Origin of the sequence: Asanoa sp. NPDC050611, from assembly GCF_040654855.1 — a bacterium.
Lineage (GTDB): Bacteria > Actinomycetota > Actinomycetes > Mycobacteriales > Micromonosporaceae > Asanoa.
The window spans coordinates 1-23066 of sequence record NZ_JBFAIU010000032.1; the positions used below are offsets into that span (position 1 = coordinate 1).

The following is a 23066-nucleotide window of genomic DNA, read 5'->3' on the forward strand; positions in this document are numbered from 1 at the left end:
GGGCGACATCAACCTCGACACCGAGAGCTGCCCGGTGCGGCCTCCGGCGCTTGGTCAGTGCTTCTTCGAAACGTGCAGCGGGAAGGACGGTGCGCCGACGGCGTCGAGCGTCATGGTGTTCGCCGTGATGTACCGGTCCAGGTACGGCGATCGGTCGCCTTGGGTGGGCGAGTCGAACCGTGGATCCTGCACCTCCATGCCGAGCCGCGCGTCGGTGACGGTGATCGTCTGACCCGAGGGGACAGGGCGCCAGCCGCGCGAGATGATGGTTCCGATCTGGACACCCAGCCGGTGCCCTCGTTCGAAGGTCCAGTCATTCGCCTTCAGGTCGAACGAGGTCGACCCGTCGCCCTCCAGCGCCGCGACCATCTCGTTGAACATCGTCGACGTGCCGTCCGGAGCGACGTCCCAGAGCCGTACCCAGACGTTGCCCGCTCCCTTGGTCTTCAGCGCGACCTCCGGCGTGCCCGTGAGCCGCACCTGCTTCGACGCGGGCGTGGAGAAGGTCCAGTAGCTGTTGCCCGGCGCGTCGGCGCTGACCGCACTGGTCTGGGCGGCCGTCGGCGAGCCGGCGTACTCGATGTCCCACCCATCAGGTTGTGACGCCGTCATCCGCTCGGCGGTCCCCTGCGCCTGGCCGCCGTCGTCGACATATTGTCCGGGCGACAACCGCGCCGTGTACGAGTCGTGGGTTACCGGCCAGGTCGGCTGGGCACGCCAGTTGCCGAGGCTGTCCTCGACGGAGAACGCCGGGTCCTTCACCGACGGCCTGACGCCACGCAGGTGCTGGTCGTAGAAGCGCATCACCTCGTCGAACCAGCCGGCCCGGCCCATCTTGAGCTGACCGTTGCTGTCGGTCTCGTTGCCGCGGACGTGCTCCCACTGGCCGAGCCAACCGCGCTCCGGACCGTGGTGGTTGGCCAGGTACTGCTGCATGTCCTCGGGCTTGGTGTTGTCCTCGATGAAGCCCGACGTGACGAACAACGGTGTACGCGAGCCGGGGGCGCGGGAGGCGAAGTCACGGGCACGCCAGAACGCCGACTTCGGGTCGGGATCCTGGGTGTCGGTGCTGTTGTTGATCTGGCACTCCGGGTGGGTCTTCTCGTAGTCCGCGTTCGCCTTGTAGCGGTCGCTGTCGTCGCTCAGCTGCGGCATCGTCGCGATCGAGTAGTAGCTGCGCGGGCTGCTGGTGGCGTTGGAACGGGGCACACCGTTGCTGAACAGGTAGTTGTACCTGTTCCACGTCGGCTCCTGGGCAACGATCGCCTTCAAGGGCTTCAGCTTGAGGACGTTGGCCGCCAGCCCGGTGTTGGCGTCGTACGACTTGCCGTACATGCCCACCTTGCCGGTCGACCACGGCTGGCGCGCGGCCCACTCGACGGCCGCCTTGATGTCGGCCTGCTCGCCCGGGCCGAGGAAGTCCAGGCAGCCGGTGCTGCCGCCGAAGCCACGCAGGTCGACCATGACGAAGGTGTACCCACGCTCCATCAGCCGCGCGCCGTCGATCAGGTCCTGAAAGCGCCCCGACGGTCCGACCTGGTCGAACCCACCGGGAGACGTCTCCCCCGCGTGCGAGAAATACGGACCGACCGACAGGATCACCGGCGTCTTCGTACGCGCGGACAGGTGCGCCGGGCGCAGCACGTCGGCGTGCAACTCGACCCCGCTGCCGTCGGAGGACGGGAAGTACGCCTCCGTCCACGCTGCACCTTCGGGAACCCGCGGGTTCTCCTCGTGGGTGATCGGGGCGCCAGCCGCGGCAGACGCCGGAGCGGCCTGTGCCGCCGAGGGTAGGCCTGTGGTGAGGCTCGTGATGATGGCCAGTGCACCCGCCGCCGCGACGGGCAGGGCCATCCTCCTCCGAACGGTCATCCAACCTCCACCTAACTCCAGACGAGGTCGCCTGGTTGGCCATTGATGCTAATGATCATTCGCGAGGATGTATCCCACAGTTATCTCGCCGTGACCTTCCGCACCAGCCGCCGTGTCAGGTGAGCCGCAGCTCCCAACCGGCCTGCACGCGATCAGCGACCGTCTTGATCGGAACGCCGTCGGTGTCCACGGTGAAGTCCGCGAAGTCGTCGGCGTCGAGCTTGGCCGCGAACGTGGCTGACCGCTGCGCGTAGGCGTGGAGTCCGGCCAGCAGGCCGTCATCGGTGCCGCCGTCGCCGGCCTCCAGCACGCCACGGCGGGTGATCCGGTCGGCCTGCGTACCGGGCGCGACCCGCAACCGGCAGAGGACGGCCCGCGCGTCCGGGATGGCCGCCGCGTACCGCTGCCACTGCTGACGGGTCACGACGACGCCGGCCGCGATCAGGCACTTGGCACCGGCCTCGGCGAAGTTCGCCCACATCGCGGCGAGGTTGCGCTCGACGAGCCAGGTCGGATCACCACCCGGCTGCGGTGCGCAGAAACCGAGATAGTCGATGTCCAGAAAGGCCGCCGCGCCGCCGCCGCTGGTGAACCGCTCGTAGATCTCCCAGCCAACCGTCGACTTGCCGGCGGCATCCGCACCGCAAAGCCAGAGCACCGAAACCGCCACGACCGCGGAACCTACCGACCCGGCCCGCCGTACGCGATCCGATTACGCGTAAGGAGTGGCTGAAGCGCGTCGCCCGCCAGCAGTTCGAACGCTTCCAAGTCGGCCAGGGTCGTCGGGTACGTCGAGTAGGCGACGGTCTCGTGCCACACCCCGACCACGCCGATTCGCCGTCCTACATTGACGCACCTGCCAGCGCCGCATCGAACCGGTCGAGGGTTTTCGCGAGCTCCGCGTCGCCATGCGCGGCCGAGACGAACCAGATGCCGCGCCGCATCACCCACAGGCCGTGCCGCACCAGGTCGGCGGTCATCCCGGCGTACCCGTCGAGATCCAGTTCCTGCAACGACCGGGCGTCGGTCACCACGGACCGGGGCGTCCCGAGCGAGGCGTGGAACGCGGCCGGTAGTCCCTGCAGGTGGAGGGGTACGCCGTGGCCCTGGGCGATGTCCGACAGGCCCTTCATCAGCGCGGTCCCGTAGGCTTCCACCCGGTCGTACGGCGGGTCCTCGGCCAGTAGCCGCTGGGTGGCGATGACCGCGGCGGCGGCCATCACGGAGCCGTTGAAGGTGCCCGAGTGGTTCACCCGCCCGGTGCCGAACAGATCCATCAGGTCGGCGCGTCCGGCCAGGGCCGCGACCGGCCAGCCGCCGCCGATCGCCTTGCCGTAGACGGCGAGGTCGGGCACCACACCGAACCGCTGCACGGCGCCGCCGCGGGCGAGCCGGAATCCGGTGATGACCTCGTCGAAGATCAGCAGGATGCCGTGCTCGTCGCACAGCTCCCGCACCCGCCGCAGGTACCCGGGCCGCGGCTCGATGCCGCCGGTGTTCACCATCACCGGCTCCATGATCACCGCGCAGATCGTGTCGCCGTGCTCGCGCAGCAGATCCCCGAGGGCGTCCGCGTCGTTCCACCCCAGCACGAAGGAGTCGGCCAGGTACTCGGCCAGCTGACCCTCGCTCGCCGGCCGCGGCCCGTCGTCGACCGGGCCGACCAGGACGTTGTCGAGCCAGCCGTGGTAATGGCCGTCGAACCGGACGAACCGGCGCCGGCCGGTGGCCGCCCGAGCCAGTCGCAGCGCGGCCTGCACGCACTCCGTACCGGTCAGCCCGAGGCGCAGCCGCTCGGCCCAGCCGACCGCCTCCAGCACGAGTTCCGCGGCCTCGACCTCCAGCGGATGCGACCCGCCGAACAGCATCCCCCTCTTGCACGCCTCGGCGACCGCGGCGTTGACCGGTCCGCAGGCGTGCCCGAGGAAGTGCGGGCCCTGCCCTAGCACGTAGTCGACGTAGTCGCGGCCGTCGACGTCCCAGAGGATCGCACCCGCGGCCCGGTCGAAGAACACCGGCGGGGCGCTCAACCGGATGTTCGAGTTGACGGCGCCGGGAATCGAGCGCAGCCCCCGTTCGCGCAGCCGGGTCGATGCCGCCCCGGCCAGCTGCTCAACCATGAGAGTCTCCCTTCGTACAGATGCTGTGGTGGGCTCAGGCCGGCCCGTCGAACAGGCGCTCGCCGTTGTCGCGGTAGATGCGCTCGAGGGTGGGACCGGCCAACCCGAGGTCCTGGTAGAGCCCGAGCACGAAGGCCGGGTTGAGCAACGGCGCGTCGGAACCGAACAGCACCCGCTCGGGGTCGACCGCGCCGACCAGATCGCGGGCGTCACGGATGTCCGCCTTGCTGCTGGCGAGTTCGATGTGGACGTTCGGCGTCTGGTTGACCACCGCGGCGGCTGACGGCTGCGGGCGGTGGTAGCCCGCGTGGGCGATCACGATGGGCAGCCGCGGGTGGCTGCGGGCGATCTCCAGCAGCGCGTCCTCCCACCCCTCGCCGGAGTTGTGGATCTTCACCGGTCGGCCGTAGTCGGCGAGCACCTCGAAGAGCCGGCTCATCCGGGGCGACCGGGTGGGCACGCCGGAACCCTCGGTGTGCACCTTGACCCCCACGATGCCGGTGCACTCGCCCCACTTGCGGATGTGCTCCTCGGCCAGGTCGACGTCGTCCGGGTTGGCGACCAGGTAGCCGAGCTGGTCCGGGTTCGCGGCGCAGGCGCGCACCGTCTGCGCGTTGCCGAACTCCAGTGCGCCCATGATGGCGGGGATGGAGGACGCCACCTGCCGACGGATCCCGAACCGGCGCAGCTCACCGAGGATCGGCGCGTCGGGCTGTTCCGGCACCTCCCACGGCGCCGGGAAGAAGTGCCCGTGCACGTCGAACAGGCCGTCGGGCACGTCGACCCGCAACCGGGTGTCCGGCACTGGCCCCAACCCGAAGACCCGCGCGGCGTTCCCGGCGAGGATCGCCCGTTTCGCAGCCACCGGGATGTCCGCCATCAGGACCGCGTAGATCGGCGACAGCGGCGTGCGCACCGGAGCGCCGGAGCCGAAGAGGATGCGTTCGTGCCCGGCGACGCGGGCGACACATTCGATGGCCTGGTAGCTGCCGAGGCTGCTGGTCTCGACGTGCAGGTTCCGGTAGCGGTCGAGTGCGGGCAGCACCTCGGAGAAGTCCGGATACCGCGCCTCGACGAGGACCACGGGTGTGCCGGCGTCGGCGGTCAGCGCGCCGATCCGCGCCGCGTCGCCGGGCTGCCGGTGCGGGACCAGCATCGGCAGGCTGGTGGCCTGTACCGCGCGCAGCAGCCGCCGCACGGCCTCCGACTCCTGCTCCCAGGTCGCGTGCTCGACCCAGACCGCCCGGGCGCCGTCCGCCACCGCCGCGGACAACTCGCCCGGCAGGCGGTCGGCGTGCAGCGCGGAGGCGACGATCACCGGGGAGACGGTGTCCAGGCCGAGCTCCAGAACGGACCGGTTGCCCGTCGTGCGCGAAACCCGGACGGCGGTCGAGTCGCGCACCAGGCTGTGCCCGATGCCGAAGCGGCGCTGGAGCGCGAGCAGGTCGCTCGCGCCGGTGGACCGGTGGGCCGGGATGTCGGGCCCGACGAGCGCGTTGACGTCGATCAGACCCGCGTCGAGCTCGGTGTCCGCCGCGTCGGCCGAGGTGTCACTGGACATGCCCACATCCGTTTCTCACTGGTCCGTCGGCTGGTACATCTGCTCGGCCGCGGAGGTGCGGCCGGCGAGGAAGCCGAAGTCCGCGCCCTTGTCGGCCTGGTCGACATGCTGGGTGTAAAGCCAGGTGAAGCCGCGCCGGGGCGGGTGGGCTGGTGGCGTCCAGCGCTCCCGCCGCCGCGCCAGCTCCTCGTCGCCGACCAGCAGGTCGAGCCTGCGGTTCGGGATGTCCAGCTCGATCTCGTCGCCGTCCTCGACCAGCCCGAGCACCCCGCCGACGGCGCTTTCGGGACTGATGTGCAGCACGCAGGTGCCGAAGGACGTCCCGCTCATCCGGGCGTCGGAGATCCGCACCATGTCGGTGACGCCCTGCTCGGCCAGCTTCAGCGGGATCGGCAGCATGCCCCACTCCGGCATGCCCGGGCCGCCGACCGGGCCGCTGTCGCGCAGCACCAGCACCGAGCTCGCGTCGACGGCGAGCGCGCGGTCGTGGATCCGGGCGGACAGATCCGCCTTGTTCTGGAAGACGACCGCGCGGCCCCGGTGCCGGCGCAGCTGGGGCGACGCGGCCGCGTGCTTGATGACGGCACCGTCCGGGCAGAGATTCCCCCGCAGCACGGCGATGCCGCCGTCGCGCTGCAACGCCTCGTCCCGGGATCTGATCGTCCGCGCGTCCAGGCTCCGCGCGTCCGCGCAGTTCTCGCGCAGGCTTCGGCCGGTGACGGTGACGCCGTCGGGATCGAGGAGATCCCCCAGCTCGTGCACCACGGCGGGCAGCCCGCCGGCGTAGAAGAAGTCCTCCATCTGGCGGCGGCCGACCGGGAGCACGTCGGCGATGACCGGCGTGCGCCGTGAGATCCGGTCGAAGTCGTCCAGGGTCAGCGCGATTCCCGCGCGCCGCGCGATCGCGGTGAGGTGGATGATCGCGTTCGTGCTGCCGCCGACCGCCATCAAGGCGGTGATGGCGTTGTCGAACGCGGCGCGGGTGAGGATGCGCTCGGGCAGCAGGCCTTCGGCCACCATCTGGACGATCCGGTAGCCGCTGTCCTCGGCGAGCGCGAGCCGGCGCGAGTCGACCGCCGGTATCGCGGCGTTGCCGGGCAGCGTCAGGCCGAGCGCCTCGGCCACGATCGCCATCGTCGACGCCGAGCCCATGACACCGCAATGCCCGGCGGAGCGGCCGACGCAGCTTTCGATCTCCCGCCAGATGCCGTCATCCATGGCGCCGGTCCGGTGCGCCACATAGGACTTCCACAGGCCGCTCGGGCCGCCCAGTTCCTCGGTGCCGCGGATGCTGCGCAGCATCGGGCCGCTGGTCACCACGATCCCGGGAATGTCGGTGCTGGCCAGGCCGAGGATCATGCCGGGCGTGGTCTTGTCACAGCCGGCGAGCAGGACGACGCCGTCGAACGGGTACGCCCGGATGCACTCCTCGACCTCCATCGCCATCAGGTTGCGATAGAGCATCGTCGTCGGCTTCATCAGTGTCTCGCCGAGCGACATCACCGGCAGCTCGAGCGGGAAACCGCCGGCCCGGTACACCCCGCGCTTCACGTGTTCGGCGACCTGGCGGAGGCTGACGTTGCACGGCGTCGTGTCCGCCCACGAGTTGATGACACCGATGGTCGGGCGGCCGTCGAACATGCTGCTGCTGTGCCCCTGCGACCGCAGCCAGGCCCGACTGGACATGGCGTTGATGGAGTCGCCCTGGAACCACGCCGCGCTGCGGTGCGGCCGGCCGGTTGCCGGCGACGTTTGGCTCATGACCCGCCCCCGTCGCCGCCGACCCGCACCGGCGCGCCGGAGCGGTAGGACCTCTCGATCGCCTCGAGCAGCCAGGTGACCCGGACCGAGTGCTCGATCGGGATGATCGGCTCGATGCCGTCGGCGACCACGTCGATGAAGTGCCGCACGGCCGAGGCGGCCGGGCCGACGCCGCGCCCGCCGATCCGGGCACCGCCGGTCCGTGGGTAGTACATCCGTTCCGCCGTCGCGATCTCCAACTGCTCGACCTTGCGATCGACGTGGATGTGCCGGTTGGCGGTGAGCACCTCGACGAAGGACTCGACCACGGTGGGGTAGCCGTCCGGCACTACCCAGCAGGACTCGAACGTCGCCACCGCACCGTCGGCGAACCGCACCTGGGCGTGTACCGCGTCCGGCGTGTCGATGCCCCGGCCGACGAGAACGTGGTCGACCGCGGTGGCGAACACCTCGACCGCCGGCGCGTCGAAGAACCAGGTAACCAGGTCGACGTCGTGCGACGAGAGGAACCACGACGGCGAGGAGCGGTCGGCCCACGAGATCATCTCGGTGGGTACGTGCAGGGTGTCGTTCTTGCGCGCGTACGCCATGATCGGCCGGCCCGCACCGGTGCTGGCGATCTCCTGCTTGGCCTGCCAGTACGCGGGCGTCCAGCGCTGGTTGAAGAGCGTCATGGCCCGCACGCCGGAGCCGCGCACGGCGGCGAGGATCTCCTCGGCGTCCGCGCCGGACATCGCCAGCGGCTTCTCGATCAGCACGTGCCGCCCGGCCCGGGCGGCCAGCACCGCCGGCTCCCGGTGCGCGAAGTCCGGCGTCGCGACGATCACGATTCCCACCGATTCGTCGCGTAGCAGATCTTCGACCGTCGCATGGACCGGAACCGGCCCGAACTCCGCGATCCCCGCGGGTTCGCGGCGCCGGCTCACCCAGCCGGCCAGGTGGGTCCGGGGATCCTCCTGTACGACCCGGGCATGCGCCGTGGCCATGATGCCCGTGCCGACGATTCCGACGCCGATCGACATACGCTCCACTCCATCGGGGGTGCTGGGACCGGTCATGCGGCTTCACTCCGCACGCCCGGCACGGACGAGACGAGCGTCCGCGTGTACTCGTGTTCCGGCGCCCCGAAGACGTCGGCGGTCAGGCCGTGCTCGACGATGACGCCCTCCTTCATGACGTAGACCCGATGGGCCAGGTAGCGCACGACGCCGAGGTCGTGGCTGATGAAGACGACCGTGATGCCGCGCTCGGCCTGGATCCGCCGCAGCAGGTTCAGCAGGCTCGCCGCGATGGACTGGTCGAGCGACGAGGTCGGCTCGTCGGCAACGAGGATCTTCGGGTCCGCCGCGAGCGCCCGCGCGATCGAGACGCGCTGGCGCTGCCCCCCGGACAGCGACCGGGTCTTCATCCGGCTCTGCGCGGGGGAAATTCCCACCGAGCCGAGCAGGTGCAGCGCGCGCTCGCGGGCCGGCGCGCGGCCCAGACCCTGGCAGACGCGCACCGCCTCCGCCACCGCGTCGATGGGCCGCTGGCGCGGGTTCAGCGAGGTGTAGGAGTCCTGGAAGATCATCTGAACGGTGCCCGCATCGACGCGGGAGCGTCGGCCGCGCAGCGGCCGAACCGGACGCCCGTCTACGAACGCGCTGCCGCTTTCCGCCGGGACCAGGCCCACGATGGCGCGGGCGAGGGTGGACTTGCCACTGCCCGACTCGCCCACGATGCCCACGGTCTCGCCGGGTGCGACCACCATGTCGACGCCCCGCACCGCGTGCACGGGGCCGCGTGGGGTCGCGAAGGTGACGCTCAGGTCGGTCACGGTGATGATCGGATCGGTGGCGATCGCCTCGGTCACAGCCACTCCCCGGTTCGCAGGCAGGCCGACCACCGCTGGCCGAAGGACCGCATCGCCGGCTGGTCCCCGACGCGGCAGGCATCGACGGCGACCGGGCAGCGTGGCCAGAACCGGCAACCGGGTGGCCAGTTGCCGGTGCTCGGCGGTTCGCCGGGGATGGTGACGAGGTCCCGCGTCGGGTCCGCCTGGTCCACACGGGACTCCATCAGCGCCTTGGTGTACGGGTGCAGCGGTCCACCCCGGACGTCGCCGACGCCGCCGATCTCGATCACCGCGCCGGCGTACATCGTCATGATCTTGTCGCAGATCGTCTCGATGACCGCCAGGTCGTGCGAGGTCAGCATGACCGCCATGCCCAACTCGCGGCGGAGGTCGGCGACCAGCTTGAGAATGCCGGCCTGGACGGTGACGTCGAGCGCGGTCGTCGGCTCGTCCAGGATGAGCAGCTTCGGCCGCTGGGCCAGCGCCGCGGCGATGACCACCCGCTGGCGCATGCCGCCCGACAGCTGGTCGGCCGTCTCCGACACCACCTGCTTGGCGCGAGGAATGCGGACCAGGTCGAGCAGTTCGAGCACGCGCGCCCGGTGCTCGGCGTCGACCCTCCGCCGGCCGTTCGAAACCGCCTCCAGCAGCTGCTCCCCGATCGGCAGGATCGGGTTGAGCCCGGCCATCGAGCTCTGGGGCACGTAGCCGATCTCCCTGCCCCGGATCGTCCGCCACGCCTTCTCGGGCAGGCCGACCAGCTCGCGGCCCTGCCACCGGATCGAGCCGTGGGTCACCCGGCCGCCGTAGCGGGGCAGCGTTCCGATCAGAGCGCGGCTCAGCATGCTCTTGCCGGAGCCCGACTCCCCGACCACGCCGAGCGCGCCGTTGGCGGGGACGGTGAAGGTGGCGGTTTCCACGACCGGCACCTCCCCGGACCGGCGCCGCAGGGCGATCCGCACGCCCGAGACGGCCAGCAGGTCCCCGTCGGCGTCCGTCCGTGCCGCGTCGTGGTCGGAGCGTGGTGTGCCGGCGGTTTCCAGGTCGCTAGGCATAGCGGACCATCCTCTCGTAGCCGTCGGCGATGAGCTGGATGCTGAGCGCGGCCAGCGCCAGCACCGCTCCCGGGAAGATCGATATCCACCACGCCTGGGCCAGGAAGATCCGGCCCTCGGAGATCATCGCGCCGAGCTCGGGCGTCGGCGGCCGGACGCCGGCACCGAGGAAGGACAGTGACGCGATGGCGAGGATGACGATGACCAGCTCGCTCAGTGCGAAGGCGAAGCTCTCGGCGTAGACGTTCGGGAAGACGTGCCGGATCATCACCCGGGTCCGGCTGTAGCCGAGCAGCCGGGCGGCGTGCACGAAGTCCGCGTTGGCGATCACCGCCGCCCGGGCCCGGGCGACCCGGGCATAGCGGGCCCACCCGGTCAGGATGATCGCCGCCAGCACGCCGGGAACGCTGGGCCCGACGACCGCGACGACGCCGAGCGCCAGCACGATGAACGGGAACGCGTTGATGCTGTCCACGACCAGGCTCAGCAACCCGCTGAGCTTCGACCGGCCGCCCAGTCCCATGACGGCACCGAGCAGCGTTCCCACGACGAGCGAGACGCCGACGGCGGCCATCGCGACGGCCATGTCGAGCCTGGTCGCGGCGAACGCGCGGACGAACACGTCCCGACCGAGGTTGTCCGTGCCGAACAGGTTCGCGGAGGACGGGCCCTGCATCGGCTTCGCCGTGCCGCTGGAGGGGTCGAACTTACTCAGCACCGGCACCAGCACGCTGGCGAGCACGATCAGGCCGAGCAGGATCACCCCGACCAGGAATGCCTTGTCGATGTCCCGCCACCGGGCACGCCAGGTCATCGGTCGCCTCCCGCCCTCGGGTCGAGCCGTTTGATGGACAGTTCGGACAGGGTGGTGATGAGCACGACCAGCACCCCGAAGATCAGCAAGATGCCCTGCACGGTTGGGTAGTCGCGGGTGGTCACCGCCCGCACCAGCCGGGTGCCGATTCCCGGCATGCTGAACACCATCTCGATCATGACCGAGGCGCCGAGCAGCTGGCCGGTGACGTACCCCAGCAGCGCGATCGTCGGCGCGATGGACGGCCGGACCAGGTAGTGCCAGTAGAACCGCCGGCGGGAGACGCCCCGGACGATCGCGGCCTCGACGAACTCCTCGTCGAGCGTGCGCAGCACCGAGGAGCGGAACACGCGCGCGAGGATCGGTATGAGCTGGGCGCAGATGACCAGCGCGGGCAGCCACAGGTAGGCCAGCGCACCCGGCAGCGTCGGCTCGAAGCCGGCGATCGGCGCCACCTTCCACCGGATCGCGAACAGCAGCAGCGCCAGCAACCCGAGGAAGAACCCCGGTGTCGCCAGCGAGAAGGAGGAGACGACGCGGAACACCTTGCTGAACAGCCCGTCCGGTGCCAGCGCCAGCCGCAGGCCCAGCGGCACGGACAGCACGAGCGCGAACAGCGCGGTGAGCAGGATCAGCGACAGCGTCGGCGTGATCGAGTCGCCGATGATCCGCACCACGGGCGTGCCGCTGGTGATCGAAGTGCCCAGGTCGCCCCGCACGGCGTCGCCGAGGAAATGCACGTACTGGGTCAGGACGTTGCCGTCCAGGCCCAACTTTTCGCGCATCTCCTCGGCGGCGATCGGCGATGCCTGGTCACCGAGGATGGCGAGAACCGGGTCGCCCGGCGCGAACCGCAGCACAGAGAACGCGACCGTCGCCACGATGAAGCTGACGGCGATCCCCCGCACCACGATCCGCACGGCCCAATGTCTACGCAAGGTGTCCATCAATCCGACCTGTTCTCGCCCCGTTCAGCCGACCCGTACGTTCACAGGTCGCCGGCCCGTGCGTTCTGCTTGGCTTCCGCAACCGTCTGGATGCTGACCTTCTGGTCGTTCTTGATCTGGGTGACGAACAGCGTGTTCGGGACCCGGCTCGCGCTGAGCTGGACGCGCTCGGTGACCGGGATGGTGTGCATCGCCGCCATCCAGATCTGCTGTGCCTCGGTGTACGCCGTCCGCCGCTTGGCGGCGTCGAGCTCGGACGCGGTGCGCTGCAAGGCCTGCGCCGCCTCGGCCGGTGGCTGCCAGCCGGTGGCGGCCACCCAGAAGTCGCCGACGTTGAGCATCTGCGACAACGTGGACTGGTGGTGTCCGCCGCCGCCGGAGAAGAACATCTGGTAGTTCTGCGTGGTGATGGAGCTGTAGTGCTGGCCCTCGTCGACCGGGGTGACCTTGGCCCGGACGCCGATCTGGCTCAGGTTCTCCGCGATGATGACGGCGGCCTCCTGCCAACCGCCCCGGCTGCTGCTCACCTTCAGCTCGACGTCGAAGCCACCCGCGTACCCGGCCTCCTGCATCAGGGACCGCGCCTTGTCCAGGTTCTGCGCACCCTGGTCCGGCAGCAGGCCCCGCTCGCACAGCTCGCCGCAGTCGAACATCGGCGACGTCGACGCCGGCTGCAGGCCGAAGAAGGCCTTCTCCGACACGGCTTTCCGGTCGATGGCGTACGACATCGCCTGCCGCACCTTGACGTCGGCCAGCGGCGGAAGCGCTTTCTGGTTCATCACCAGGTAGTTCGACCCACCGACGCCCGCGTACGAGGCCTTGACCTCCGCCGGGAACGAGTCCTTGCTGGACAGCGGCAGGTCGATGGCGGCCTGCACCTCGCCGCTGGTGACCTGGAGCACTCGAGAGGCGGCGTCCGGGATCGACACCATCTCGATCGCCTTGGCCATCATCGGGCCCTTCGGATAGTTCGGGTTCTCCACCGCGCGGAACACGTCGCTGCCCGGGGTCCAGCCCTTGTCGATCATGTACGGGCCGCCGCTGACCGGATGGCTCCAGTAGTCCTTGTCGGACTCGATGAGCTTTTTCGGGTGCAGCTGCAGGGCCCGCTCGGCGAACCAGGACAGCAGGTCCGGGTCGGGGCCCTTCAGGTTCACCTTGGCCGTGCGCTCGTCGGCCACGTCGACCGACTTGATGGTGGCGATGAAGCCGGCCCCGGTGCCCTTCCGGTTGCGCTCGACCGCGTACTGCAGGTCCTCGGCCACGATCGGCGTGCCGTCCGAGTACTTGAGGTCCGGCCGGAACTTCACCGTCGCGGTCAGCCCGTCGGGGGCGACGTCGATGCTCTCGGCAAGGTCCAGCACCGGCTTGCGGTCGGCGTTGAACCGGGTGAGCTGACCGGAGGTGAGGTAGATGCCGTTCATCGAGGTGGCGTCACCCGCGACCGAACCGTCCACCGTGACGACCGGTCCCGGGGTGCCCCACCGGAGTTCCTCCATGGGGTTGGTGCTGTCCGTTCCGGTGCTGTTCGACCCGCTCGACCCGGAGCAAGCCGTCAGCGCCAGCGCGACCACGAGCGCCGCGGCCGCTGCGCCGGCGGTTGGCCTGAATTTCAACCTCGCCATTCTGGCTATCCTCATTTCCACGTAGGCCGGCCTCTCAGCTCAACCCGCCTTGATCCAATTAGCGATAGTCCCCATCTCGATCCCATACGCCCGACCGTCGCCGCCGCTCGTGGCGACGGCTAGGTGGGGCGCCGCTTCGGCGCCAGCAGCGCCGTCATCTCCGCCCGCCGCTCGACGACGTCGCCAAGAACGTCATCGATGCGGGCCAGGGCCTCCGGCGGAATCGTCGTGTTCCACCCGGCCACGGTCTCCGTCAACTGCTTGGGTCGTGACGCGCCGACCACGGCGGCCGTCACGTTGCGCTGCCGCAGCACCCAGGCCACCGCCAGCTGGGCGAGGCTGAGGCCGAGGTCCGCGGCGACCGGGCGGAGCCGTTGGACCCGCCGGAGCACTTCGGGCCGCATGAACCCGGACAGCAGCGGCTCGGCCGACGCCGTGTTCCGCGCCGCCCGCGACCCAGCCGGCGGCCGCTGGTCCGGCAGGTACTTGCCGGTCAGGACGCCCTGCGCCAGCGGCGACCAGACGATCTGCGAGATGCCCGACCGTTCGGAGGCCGGTATCACCTCCCGCTCGATGACCCGCCACAACATGGAGTACTGCGGCTGGTTCGAGACGAGCGGGAAACCCAGCTGCCGCGCCAGGTCGGCGCCCGCGGTGATCTGCTCGGCCGTCCATTCGCTGACACCGATGTAGAGGGCCTTGCCGTGCCGGACGACGTCGGCCATCGCCTGCATGGTCTCTTCCAGCGGCGTCTCGGTGTCGAAGCGGTGCGCCTGGTAGACGTCGACGTAGTCGGTCCGCAGACGGCGCAGCGACCCGTTGATGCCCTCCATGATGTGTTTGCGGGACAGCCCGGAATCGTTGTGTCCGCGGGGCCCCACCGGGTTGTAGACCTTCGTAAGGATCTCCAGGCTCTCCCGGCGCTCATGCTCCAGGGCCTCGCCGAGCAGGGACTCCGCCTCCGTGTTCGCGTACGCGTCGGCCGTGTCGAAGGTGCTGATCCCGAGATCCAGCGCGGTACGCACGCAGGCGAGCGCCTGTGCCGGGTCGGCGGATGAGCCGTGGGTCAGCCAGTTCCCGTAGATCACCCGGGACACCTTGAGACCGGACGCGCCGAGCCGCGCGTGCCCCATCATCGCGTTCCGCCGTCCGGTGCCGGCTGATGTCCCAGACCCGGGCCGTCCGGGACGGGCAGAAACCCGTGGCGTCCCGCCCCGAACACGTCCGGGGCCACCGGGTCGCCCTCGACCATCAACGGCCCGACGAGATCTGCCGGCGGTGACCCGGAGGGAGTCGTCGCCGCCAGGTGCAGACCGGCGAGTGTCGCCACGCCGAGTTCGGGCATGCTGCCGACCTTGACCGCCAGCCCGGCCGCCTCCGCCAGCGCCGCGACCTGCCGGGCGCGGTGCAGCCCGCCGACCTTGAGAACCTTGATGTTGATGATGTCGGCGGCCTCAGCGCGGATCACCGCGAGGGCGTCGTGCAGGGACTGCACGCTTTCGTCGACCATCACGCGCAGCCGCAGCCGCCGCCTCAGTTCGGCCAGGCCGCGCAGGTCCCACCGCGGCAACGGCTGCTCCACCATGCTCAGCCCGGCGTCGTCCATGTCCAGCAGCGCCGGGATAGCGTCTGCGCGGGAATATCCCTCGTTGGCGTCCAGAGACGTCTCCACCCCGACGGGCAGGGCGGCGGTCAGGGCCCGGACCAGCCGGACGTCCCGGGCCGGGTCCTCGCCACCCTTCACCTTGATGTGGCGGAAACCGCGCGCCGCGTGCTCGCACGCCTCGGCGACCACCTCGTCGACCTCGCCGAGGCCGACCACCCAGGCGATCGGGACCTGTGCGCGCGTGGCACCACCCAGCAGGGTGTGCGCCGGCACGCCGGCCGAGGCCGCGACGAGGTCGTGCAGGGCGATGTCGACGGCCGCCTTCGCCAGGTGCTGGTGGCGTACCGTCGCGTCCATCACGGCGACCGCGTCGGCGATGCCGTGCAGCCCGCGGCCAACCAGCGCCGGCGCCAGCACCTGCTCCACGGCGCCGCGGACACCGTCGAGCGTCTCCCCGGTGTAGGCGGTCATCGGCGCCGCCTCGCCCCGGCCCACCCGGTCGCCGGCGACCACGTCCACGACCAGGCTGGTCAGCACCTCGCTGGTCCCGCTGCTGATCCCGAACGGCCGCAGGTAGGGGCGGGTGACCACGGACGTGCGGATCGCGTCGATCGTCAGGCCCGGTCGCGGTGCGGCGCGGCGCTCAGTCTCCATCATGGACCCGCCTGCCACGCCGGGTCGGCAAACACCCGCTCGACGGCGGCGAGCGTGCGGTCAATGTCCGTGTCGTCGTGCGCGGTGGACAGGAACCACAGGCCGCGGCTGACCGAGTTGATCCCCTGGTCCAGCAGCGCGGCGTGCAGGCCCAGCGTCCGTGCCCGGTCGACCGCGGCATACTCGCGGTAGTCGTCGACCGCCGGCCGGTTCGTCAGGTAGACCTGCACGATCGGGCCCGGCCCGGCGGTCAGCACGTCCACACCGGCCGCCCGGGCCCGCTCGGCGATGCCGCCGGCGAGGCGCCGGCCGCGCTCCCGCAGCGGCTCGTACAGCGCGTCGCCCTCCTTGCTGATCATGCCGAGGGCCGCTGCCGCTGCCGCCATGACGACCGGGTTGGAGTTGAAGGTCCCCGCGTGCGCGACCTTCCCTTCCGCGATCGGCCGCATGATCTCCGCGCTGCCGGCGATGCACGACAGCGGGAAGCCGCCGGCCATCGCCTTGCCGAAGACCGCGAGGTCGGGAACGACCCCGAACCATTGCTGCCCGCCACCGGGCGCGAGCCGGAAGCCGGTGATGACCTCGTCGAAGATGAGGACGATGCCGTCGCGCCGGGTCCGTTCGCGCACGCCCCGCAGGAACTCCGGGTGCGGCTCGATGCAGCCGCTGTTGCACAGCAGCGGCTCCATGATCACGGCGGCGATCTCGCCCGCATGCTCGTCGAGGATCCGCTCGAGCGCCGGCAGGTTGTTCCACGGCGCGATGACGAGCCCGTCGGCGGCCCCCACCGGCTGGCCCGGCGTGCTGGGCACGGGGCGCGGGCGGTCGGCCGGGCCGGCCTCGTCCGGCGCCGGGTGGACGCTGAACGCCACCGGGTCGTACCACCCGTGGTAGTGCCCCTCGAACTTGAGCACCTTGCCCCGCCCGGTCGCGGCCCGCGCGAGCCGCAGCGCCGCGTGCACCGCCTCGGAGCCGACGCTGTTGAACCGGACCAGCTCGGCGCACGGCACCAGGTCGCAGACCAGGTCCGCGACCTCGACCTCCAGCGCGTGCTGAGCTGAATAGGTCTGCCCGCGGGCGACCTGCCGGTTCACCGCCTCGACGATCCGGGGGTGGGAGTGCCCGAACAGCAGCGGCCCCTGACCGAGCACGTAGTCGACGTACTCGTTGCCGTCGACGTCCCAAAGGTGGGACCCCCGCGCGTGGTCGACGTAGAGCGGCGGCGCCGCCGTGGTGCTGCGCCTGATGTCGCTCGACACACCCCCGGCGATCACCTTGCGCGCGGCCTCGTACAGCCGGGCCGACTCGGTCAAGTTACGCACCGCGTACCCCCTGGTTTGTCGTGTGCACCGCGTCGGCCGGCGGGGCCGGCTCGGCGGGGCGGGTTTCGGGCACCGGGCTGAGCGCGACGCCGTTCGCGAACCAGCTGAGGAGGTTGTCCACGAGCAGGTTCCCCATCGCGCGCCGGGTCCGTACGGTCGCCGAGCCGATGTGCGGCAGCAGCACCGCGTTCGGCAGGTCGAGCAGCGCGCCGGGGACGTTCGGCTCGTCCTCGAACACGTCCAGGCCGGCCGCGAGGATGTGACCGGACCGCAGCGCCTCGGTCAGCGCGTCCTGGTCAATGACCGAGCCCCGGGCGACGTTGACGACGATCCCCGTCGGGCCGAGCCGGCGCAGGATGTCGGCGTCGACCAGGTGCCGGGTCCGCGGGCCGCCGGGCGTGGCGACGATCAGCACATCGACGTGGTCGGCCAACTCGCCCAGCGTGGCGTGGTACCGGAACGGGACCGCCTTCGGCCGCCGGTTGTGGTAGCTGATCTCGACCCCGAACGGCTGGGCGCGCCGCGCGATCGCCTCGCCGATCCGGCCGAGGCCAAGGATCCCCAACCGGCGCCCACGCAGCGTGGTTGGCGCCAGGTGGAACGGCCCGTCGGCCCACCGGCCGGCGCGCAGGTGCCGTTCCGCCTGCGGCATCTCGCGCACGGTCATCAGCAGCAGTCCGAGCGCCACGTCGGCGACGTCGTCGGTCAGCACGTCCGGCGTGTTCGTCACCATGACTCCCCGCCGGGCCGCCTCGGCGACGTCGATCGAGTCGTAGCCGACGCCGAGGCACGCGACGATTCGCAGGTTGGGCAGTTGACGGATCAGCTCGGCGTCGACCGGAGCTCCGCCGGAGGCGACCGCGGCCACGGATGTGGCCCGCTCGCGCAGCAGGCCGGGCGGATCGGCGGCCTCCCAGAGCCGCAGCACCTCGAAGTGCGACGAGCACGCCGTCAGCACGTACTCGGGCATCGGCCCGGGCATGAGGACAACCGGTCGCGTCATCTCGGCCTCGGCTTCTGCGGTGCGGCTCATCCGGCGGCCGGAGCGGCCATGAAGCTGTGCTTCATCTCGCCGATCCCCGTCACGTAGCTGACCAGCTCGTCGCCGGGGGCGAGGAACCGCTGGGGGTTGCGACCGAAGCCCACCCCGGCCGGCGTTCCCGTGAAGATGACGTCGCCCGGCAGCAGAGGCAGCACATGCGACAGCCGGCTGATGATCTCGGGCACGTCGAAGACCAGGTCCCGGGTGCGGGCCCGCTGCACGTGCTCGCCGTTGAGGACGCAGCCGAGCTCGATGTCATCGGGATCCGCGAACTCGTCGGGGGTGACCAGCCACGGCCCGGTCGGCGAGAAACCCGTGAACGACTTGGCCAGGCTGAACTGCGGCGCCGGTCCCCGGGACTGCCGGACGCGCTCGGACAGGTCCTGTCCGATCGTGAGGCCCGCGACGTGGTGCCACGCGTCGGCCCGCGGCACCCGCTCGGCCCGGCGCCCGATGACCGCGACGAGTTCGACCTCCCAGTCGGTGCGGCCGTCTCCGGGCAGCTCGATCTGGCCGTACGGTCCGGTGAAGCTGGCGGGGAACTTCGTGAAGACGGTCGGTTCGGTGGGCACCTCGTGGCCGGACTCGGCGGCGTGCTCACGGTAGTTCAAGCCGATGGCGAAGACCTGCCGCGGTTCGGGGGCCGGCGGCCCCAACCGCGCCGGATCGACGGCGTGGCCGTCCGGCTCCCCGGCCTGGCGCGCCCACGCGCAGAAGGCGTCCCAGTCCGCGTACACGGTCTGGGGGTCCGGCCCGAACCGGCCTTCGCTGGCCTTCTCCACGTCGACTGCCGTGGCCCCGTTCACCAGGGCCAGACGGCCGGCAAGATTTGCAACCCGCACGCACGCACTCCCAACGGTCGATGGTGACTAAGATTCCGCATATTAAATATGTGGATTCATGGAGCGTTCGAGCATTGTTAAGCGGCGTCGCGGGGTTGTCAAGGGTGGACCTAGGATCACGCCGAGGAGGTACGAGATGCCACAGGGACGAGTTCAGGGCTCGCCACTCGCCCACGTTGCCGCCGAGCGCATCGCGGCCATGGTTCAGTCGCTCGCACCTGGTGCGCGCCTCGGCACGAAGGAGGACCTGCGCCAGACGGTCGGCGTGAGCGTGGGCACCTTCAACGAAGCGCTTCGACTGCTCCAGTCGCGCGGACTCGTCTCTGTCCGCACGGGCCCGGGTGGCGGCGTGTTCGTGGCCGCACAGTCGCCGATCGTCCGGCTGGGACACTCGGTGCTCGCCCTCGACGCCGACGACACCGGCGTCGCCGACGCCGTCCGCATCCGGAACGCGCTCGACCCGCTGCTCGTCGCCGACGCCGTCCGCCACTCCTCGGCCTCGGACATCCAGGCGATGCGCGAACCGCTGCGGCTGATGGCGGTCGCCGTCGAGGCGTTGGACGCCACCGCGTTCACCCGGGCGAACTGGGCGCTGCACGACCAGATCGCCGCGGTCAGCCCCAGCGCCATCCTCCGCTCCATCTACCGCACCCTGCTCGAGATCATCGAGTCGCACACCGTCTTCGTGCTGCCGGTCCGCGAGCCGCTGGAGATGTACATGGGCGAGCGGTACGACCTGCACGCGGCTCTGGTCGACGCGATAGAGGCGCGGGCCGCGAGCCGGGCCCAGGCGCTCATCCACGCCCACAACACCAATGCCCACGAGACCGAGCACGAGCATCTGTACGCATTGGACGGTGAACCGCAACCGCCGCTGCAGCCGGGTTCCTCGGCGAGGTAACGGGCACGCCGAGGTGGTCGCCCGCACCACCAGGTCCAGGTCGAGCACCGTCGTGCGCCGGGCTGCCGGGCGACCTGCATCTGGTCCAGCAGCGCCCGGACCGCGAGCCGACCGGACCCTCGAGCGGCTGGATGCCGAAACCTGGTCCGCCCGAAGCGGCGCAACCCTCGCGGTGCTCGTTACGAACTGGAGAGCCGCACCAGAGTGGCTGGAGGGAGCGCTGTGTTCATGCGGCCCCGGTGGCAAGAAGACCGCCGAGCGCCGATGGATCGCAGGACCGGCATGGAGGGCAACTGGCCGTCTAGGACAGCGGCCCGGAGGCCGCCCGCTTTGACCTTGAGACGACCGCGGAGAGCGCCCACCGCACCGTGGGGTCCGGGGGTCGCCCCCGGAATAGGAATATGCGACACAAATTGGGCGGTTAGATCTCGTTCGCAAACGCGAACCAGATCTAACCGCCCGATTTGTGGAGCCGAGGGGACTCGAACCCCTGACCCCCACACTGCCAGTGTGGTGCGCTACCAGCTGCGCCACGGCCCCAAATCGCACCCGGTGTCCCGGGCACTCGCGCAATATTACACATGCCCCACCCCGGGGTCATCTTGCAGGGTGGGTCAGTTGAGGGCCACGTCCGCCGGGAAGTGGGCGACCGCCGACAGGATGCCGCCCTGGCGGCGGAGGACCATCGGCCACAGGTCGTCCGGGCGGTCGACGAAGGCGTCTCCCGGCAGCGCGTCGAAGACGAACCACGAGCCGCTCTGGATCTCTTCCTCCAGTTGGCCCGGCGACCAGCCCGAGTAGCCCGCGAAGACCCGTATGCAGGTCAGCTTCTCCCGCAGCGCATCAGGATCGATGGACAGGTCCAGCGTGCCGATCGAGCCCGAGACCGGGTGGAAGCCGCGCATCCGTGGGCGCTGCGCGCGCATGCGGGCCAGGCAGATCGCCGACTCCGGTTGCACCGGGCCGCCCTCGAACAGCACCGCCGGGTCGCGGGCCAGGGAACCCCACGCGCCGAGCACGTCCGAGACCGCGACCTCCGTCGCCCGGTTGAGGACCACGCCGAGGGCGCCGCCGGGCTCGTGGGCGACGAGCAGCACGACCGTACGATCGAAGTTCGGGTCCTTGAGCGCCGGCGTGGCCACCAGGAGTCGACCGGTCATCGACTCCATCGACCGGCCCCCGATCGCCTGCCCTTCGCCGTGCACGCGCCTACCCCCCGAACCCGCCGCACGGGGACAGGACATCAGGCGCGACCATCCACGCGCAACACATGTCTCGCACCCTAGCCTGACCTACGGCCATGGTTAAGGCTGACAGCCTCGGCGAGAGGGATGAAAGTGACAGCACGCGCGGAGCTTGCGGTAATCGGCGGTTCGGGTCTCTACGCCTTGCTCGACGATGCCACGGAGCATGACGTCGACACCCCGTACGGCAAGCCGTCCGACCCGATCACGGTCGCCCGCGTCGGTGACCGGGACGTGGCGTTCCTGCCCCGGCACGGTCGTGACCACCGTTTCCCGCCGCACCGGATCCCCTACCGGGCCAACCTGTGGGCGCTCCGCTCGCTCGGCGTGCGGCAGATCCTGGCACCCTGCGCGGTCGGGGGGCTGCGACCCGAGTTGGGCCCGGGCGCGTTCGTCATTCCTGACCAGCTGCTCGACCGCACCTCGGGCCGCACGCAGACCTACTACGACGCCGGCGCGGTGCACGTGAACTTCGCCGACCCGTACTGCCCGGTGGGCCGGAGGACGCTCGACGAAGCCGCGCAGCGCAACAAGATCAACCCCACCGGAACCGGCACCATGGTCGTCGTCGAAGGGCCAAGGTTCTCCACGCGCGCCGAGTCCCGCTGGTTCACCTCGCTGGGCGGCGCCGTCGTCAACATGACCGGCTACCCGGAGGCGGTCCTGGCCCGCGAGCTCGCCCTCTGCTACACCACGATCGCCCTGGTCACCGACCTGGACGCCGGCGTCGAGGGCGACCACGGCGTCACACAGGAGGAGGTTTTCCGGGTGTTCGGCGAGAACACCGCCAAATTGCGCGGCATCCTGATGGACGCGCTGGCCACCATCCCGCTCGACCGCGACTGCCCGTGCGGCCACGCCCTCGACGGCCTGAAGCTCCCGATCAACCTGCCTTAGAAGCCCGGCCCGACCGGCAGCAGCGTGCCGTTGAGCCCGTCGAGCACCGGCCGATCGCCCAGCGGCTCGGCCAGCGTCACGCTCACCGGCTCGATCAGCAGCTGGTCGGTGCACTCGCCCTCGGCCCGCGTCACGCCGCCGGTGACCACCACGACGTCCGGGCGCTCGGCCACGATCGGCGTGATGTCGCGGTCGCACGCGCCGACGCCGAGCTGGTAGTGCACCTCCAGCCCCGACACGCCCGTGACGCCCTGGGCCGCGACGATCCCCGGTGGTGCCGCGCGCGTCGGCGTCGCGGCGGGCGACGGGACCGGCGACGGGTCGGCCACCGCGGCGCGCAGCACCGCCCGGCCGTCGTCGAGCTGAAACCGCCACGCCGGCACGGTCGCGACACCCCGGCTCGTGCGCATCTCCACCGAGGAGAGCGACACGCCCCGCACCGTCAACCCGACGCAGTCACCGCCGGCGGGCGCGGACACCGACCCGTCCGGCCCCGCGGACGGATCGACCGGGGAAGGCGAAGAAGAGACGCACGGCGGCGGATCACCAAGATCCATCTCTTGGTACGCCTCCGCGGCGCTCACCACCGTCACGGGCAGTGCCCCGTCGCGGAACACCACGCTCCCGCGCGCCGGCCGGTCGGCGGGCAGCGGGACCGCCGAGGCCCACCAGCCGGCCGCGAGCGCCCGCTTCTCCGGCTCGAGCAGCGCGCCCTCGACGGTGATCGGGTCCTGCAGCGGCACGAACCCGCGCTGCCACGCGTCGCCCGTCGGCGACCAGGCGTCCGCGACCTCGGCCGCCCACTGCGCGACGGCCTCGTGGTCATCGGCGGGCGTGCCGAGCCCGCCGCCGTCGCCGACCCGGCCCGGCGCGGCACACGCCGACAGCGCCACGACGAAGACAACACCGGCGACGGCGGCGAGACGAACCGCCCGTACGAAGACCATGCCGTTGAGACGATCCGGCCGA

General features: G+C 70.9%; 21 protein-coding genes and 1 tRNA gene. 3 read left to right on the plus strand and 19 right to left on the minus strand.

Going from position 1 to position 23066, the window contains the following annotated elements:
• Window positions 1-54: 54 nt before the first annotated feature.
• The 11 genes from AB0H87_RS07790 to AB0H87_RS07840 form a co-directional block, all read right to left on the minus strand.
• Window positions 55-1872 carry a CocE/NonD family hydrolase gene (locus tag AB0H87_RS07790; RefSeq protein ID WP_360141384.1) on the minus strand — a complete coding sequence of 606 codons (1818 nt, stop codon included), beginning with the start codon at window positions 1870-1872 and terminating at the stop codon, window positions 55-57.
• Between the two features lie 115 nt (window positions 1873-1987).
• Window positions 1988-2542, minus strand: a complete 555-nt coding sequence (locus AB0H87_RS07795; RefSeq protein ID WP_360141387.1) for a hypothetical protein — start codon at window positions 2540-2542, stop codon at window positions 1988-1990.
• Between the two features lie 172 nt (window positions 2543-2714).
• A complete protein-coding gene (locus AB0H87_RS07800) occupies window positions 2715-3992 on the minus strand; it encodes an aminotransferase class III-fold pyridoxal phosphate-dependent enzyme (RefSeq protein ID WP_360141390.1) in 1278 nt (425 codons plus the stop codon).
• A 34-nt stretch (window positions 3993-4026) separates the two neighbouring features.
• Window positions 4027-5553, minus strand: a complete 1527-nt coding sequence (locus tag AB0H87_RS07805) for an amidohydrolase family protein (protein WP_360141393.1) — start codon at window positions 5551-5553, stop codon at window positions 4027-4029.
• Window positions 5554-5568: 15 nt separating this feature from the next.
• Entirely contained in the window at window positions 5569-7314 is a 1746-nt protein-coding gene (locus AB0H87_RS07810; RefSeq protein ID WP_360141396.1) for a dihydroxy-acid dehydratase, read from the minus strand.
• Entirely contained in the window at window positions 7311-8336 is a 1026-nt protein-coding gene (locus tag AB0H87_RS07815) for a Gfo/Idh/MocA family oxidoreductase (RefSeq protein ID WP_360141399.1), read from the minus strand. The genes AB0H87_RS07810 and AB0H87_RS07815 overlap by 4 nt, the downstream gene beginning before the upstream one ends.
• A gap of 32 nt (window positions 8337-8368) precedes the next feature.
• On the minus strand, window positions 8369-9166 hold the full coding sequence (locus AB0H87_RS07820) for an ATP-binding cassette domain-containing protein (protein ID WP_360141402.1): 798 nt from the start codon (window positions 9164-9166) through the stop codon (window positions 8369-8371).
• On the minus strand, window positions 9163-10203 hold the full coding sequence (locus AB0H87_RS07825) for an ABC transporter ATP-binding protein (protein ID WP_360141405.1): 1041 nt from the start codon (window positions 10201-10203) through the stop codon (window positions 9163-9165). The genes AB0H87_RS07820 and AB0H87_RS07825 overlap by 4 nt, the downstream gene beginning before the upstream one ends.
• Complete coding sequence (locus tag AB0H87_RS07830; protein ID WP_360141408.1) at window positions 10196-11017, minus strand: ABC transporter permease; 822 nt, start codon at window positions 11015-11017, stop codon at window positions 10196-10198. Before AB0H87_RS07830 ends, AB0H87_RS07825 begins: the two co-directional genes overlap by 8 nt.
• Window positions 11014-11937: an ABC transporter permease gene (locus tag AB0H87_RS07835; protein ID WP_360141411.1), complete on the minus strand. Its 924-nt coding sequence runs from the start codon at window positions 11935-11937 to the stop codon at window positions 11014-11016. Before AB0H87_RS07835 ends, AB0H87_RS07830 begins: the two co-directional genes overlap by 4 nt.
• 68 nt (window positions 11938-12005) lie before the next feature.
• Window positions 12006-13463 carry an ABC transporter substrate-binding protein gene (locus AB0H87_RS07840; RefSeq protein ID WP_360141414.1) on the minus strand — a complete coding sequence of 486 codons (1458 nt, stop codon included), beginning with the start codon at window positions 13461-13463 and terminating at the stop codon, window positions 12006-12008.
• On the opposite strand from AB0H87_RS07840, the gene AB0H87_RS07845 reads away from it, so the two are divergent.
• Window positions 13462-13614 (plus strand): hypothetical protein, encoded by a 153-nt coding sequence (locus AB0H87_RS07845; RefSeq protein ID WP_360141417.1) that lies wholly within the window; start codon window positions 13462-13464, stop codon window positions 13612-13614. The two genes, AB0H87_RS07840 and AB0H87_RS07845, sit on opposite strands and share 2 nt — an antisense overlap.
• 94 nt (window positions 13615-13708) lie before the next feature.
• Here AB0H87_RS07845 and AB0H87_RS07850 read toward each other — a convergent pair whose 3' ends face one another.
• The 5 genes from AB0H87_RS07850 to AB0H87_RS07870 are packed head-to-tail and all read right to left on the minus strand — an operon-like array spanning window position 13709 to window position 19019.
• A complete protein-coding gene (locus tag AB0H87_RS07850; protein ID WP_360141492.1) occupies window positions 13709-14722 on the minus strand; it encodes an aldo/keto reductase family protein in 1014 nt (337 codons plus the stop codon).
• Complete coding sequence (locus tag AB0H87_RS07855) at window positions 14722-15852, minus strand: enolase C-terminal domain-like protein (RefSeq protein ID WP_360141420.1); 1131 nt, start codon at window positions 15850-15852, stop codon at window positions 14722-14724. The genes AB0H87_RS07850 and AB0H87_RS07855 overlap by 1 nt, the downstream gene beginning before the upstream one ends.
• Window positions 15849-17171 carry an aspartate aminotransferase family protein gene (locus AB0H87_RS07860; protein ID WP_360141423.1) on the minus strand — a complete coding sequence of 441 codons (1323 nt, stop codon included), beginning with the start codon at window positions 17169-17171 and terminating at the stop codon, window positions 15849-15851. Before AB0H87_RS07860 ends, AB0H87_RS07855 begins: the two co-directional genes overlap by 4 nt.
• Entirely contained in the window at window positions 17164-18174 is a 1011-nt protein-coding gene (locus AB0H87_RS07865) for a 2-hydroxyacid dehydrogenase (protein WP_360141426.1), read from the minus strand. The genes AB0H87_RS07860 and AB0H87_RS07865 overlap by 8 nt, the downstream gene beginning before the upstream one ends.
• Window positions 18175-18200: 26 nt before the next feature.
• Window positions 18201-19019: a fumarylacetoacetate hydrolase family protein gene (locus AB0H87_RS07870; protein ID WP_360141429.1), complete on the minus strand. Its 819-nt coding sequence runs from the start codon at window positions 19017-19019 to the stop codon at window positions 18201-18203.
• 172 nt (window positions 19020-19191) lie between these two features.
• Here AB0H87_RS07870 and AB0H87_RS07875 point away from each other — a divergent pair, with 172 nt between their 5' ends.
• Window positions 19192-19956, plus strand: coding sequence for an FCD domain-containing protein (locus tag AB0H87_RS07875; RefSeq protein ID WP_360141432.1), 765 nt, complete (start codon window positions 19192-19194; stop codon window positions 19954-19956).
• Between the two features lie 467 nt (window positions 19957-20423).
• Here AB0H87_RS07875 and AB0H87_RS07880 read toward each other — a convergent pair.
• A tRNA-Ala gene (locus AB0H87_RS07880) sits at window positions 20424-20496 on the minus strand.
• A 74-nt stretch (window positions 20497-20570) separates the two neighbouring features.
• Entirely contained in the window at window positions 20571-21161 is a 591-nt protein-coding gene (locus AB0H87_RS07885) for a YqgE/AlgH family protein (protein WP_360141435.1), read from the minus strand.
• A gap of 132 nt (window positions 21162-21293) precedes the next feature.
• Here AB0H87_RS07885 and AB0H87_RS07890 point away from each other — a divergent pair, with 132 nt between their 5' ends.
• A complete protein-coding gene (locus tag AB0H87_RS07890; protein ID WP_360141438.1) occupies window positions 21294-22097 on the plus strand; it encodes an S-methyl-5'-thioadenosine phosphorylase in 804 nt (267 codons plus the stop codon).
• Here AB0H87_RS07890 and AB0H87_RS07895 read toward each other — a convergent pair.
• The gene (locus tag AB0H87_RS07895; RefSeq protein WP_360141441.1) at window positions 22094-23044 is read right to left on the minus strand and encodes a hypothetical protein; all 951 of its coding nucleotides are present in this window, start codon (window positions 23042-23044) and stop codon (window positions 22094-22096) included. The two genes, AB0H87_RS07890 and AB0H87_RS07895, sit on opposite strands and share 4 nt — an antisense overlap.
• Between the last annotated feature and the right edge of the window lie 22 nt (window positions 23045-23066).

Excerpts from the sequence above, each read along its gene's own strand:
- AB0H87_RS07790 (WP_360141384.1), bottom strand. The coding sequence starts at position 1,872 with ATGACCGTTCGGAGGAGGATGGCCCTGCCCGTCGCGGCGGCGGGTGCA.
- AB0H87_RS07800 (WP_360141390.1), bottom strand. The coding sequence starts at position 3,992 with ATGGTTGAGCAGCTGGCCGGGGCGGCATCGACCCGGCTGCGCGAACGG.
- AB0H87_RS07805 (WP_360141393.1), bottom strand. The coding sequence starts at position 5,553 with ATGTCCAGTGACACCTCGGCCGACGCGGCGGACACCGAGCTCGACGCG.
- AB0H87_RS07810 (WP_360141396.1), bottom strand. The coding sequence starts at position 7,314 with ATGAGCCAAACGTCGCCGGCAACCGGCCGGCCGCACCGCAGCGCGGCG.
- AB0H87_RS07815 (WP_360141399.1), bottom strand. The coding sequence starts at position 8,336 with ATGTCGATCGGCGTCGGAATCGTCGGCACGGGCATCATGGCCACGGCG.
- AB0H87_RS07825 (WP_360141405.1), bottom strand. The coding sequence starts at position 10,203 with ATGCCTAGCGACCTGGAAACCGCCGGCACACCACGCTCCGACCACGAC.
- AB0H87_RS07830 (WP_360141408.1), bottom strand. The coding sequence starts at position 11,017 with ATGACCTGGCGTGCCCGGTGGCGGGACATCGACAAGGCATTCCTGGTC.
- AB0H87_RS07845 (WP_360141417.1), top strand. The coding sequence starts at position 13,462 with ATGGGGTTGGTGCTGTCCGTTCCGGTGCTGTTCGACCCGCTCGACCCG.
- AB0H87_RS07840 (WP_360141414.1), bottom strand. The coding sequence starts at position 13,463 with ATGGAGGAACTCCGGTGGGGCACCCCGGGACCGGTCGTCACGGTGGAC.
- AB0H87_RS07850 (WP_360141492.1), bottom strand. The coding sequence starts at position 14,722 with ATGGGGCACGCGCGGCTCGGCGCGTCCGGTCTCAAGGTGTCCCGGGTG.
- AB0H87_RS07855 (WP_360141420.1), bottom strand. The coding sequence starts at position 15,852 with ATGATGGAGACTGAGCGCCGCGCCGCACCGCGACCGGGCCTGACGATC.
- AB0H87_RS07865 (WP_360141426.1), bottom strand. The coding sequence starts at position 18,174 with ATGACGCGACCGGTTGTCCTCATGCCCGGGCCGATGCCCGAGTACGTG.
- AB0H87_RS07875 (WP_360141432.1), top strand. The coding sequence starts at position 19,192 with ATGCCACAGGGACGAGTTCAGGGCTCGCCACTCGCCCACGTTGCCGCC.
- AB0H87_RS07895 (WP_360141441.1), bottom strand. The coding sequence starts at position 23,044 with ATGGTCTTCGTACGGGCGGTTCGTCTCGCCGCCGTCGCCGGTGTTGTC.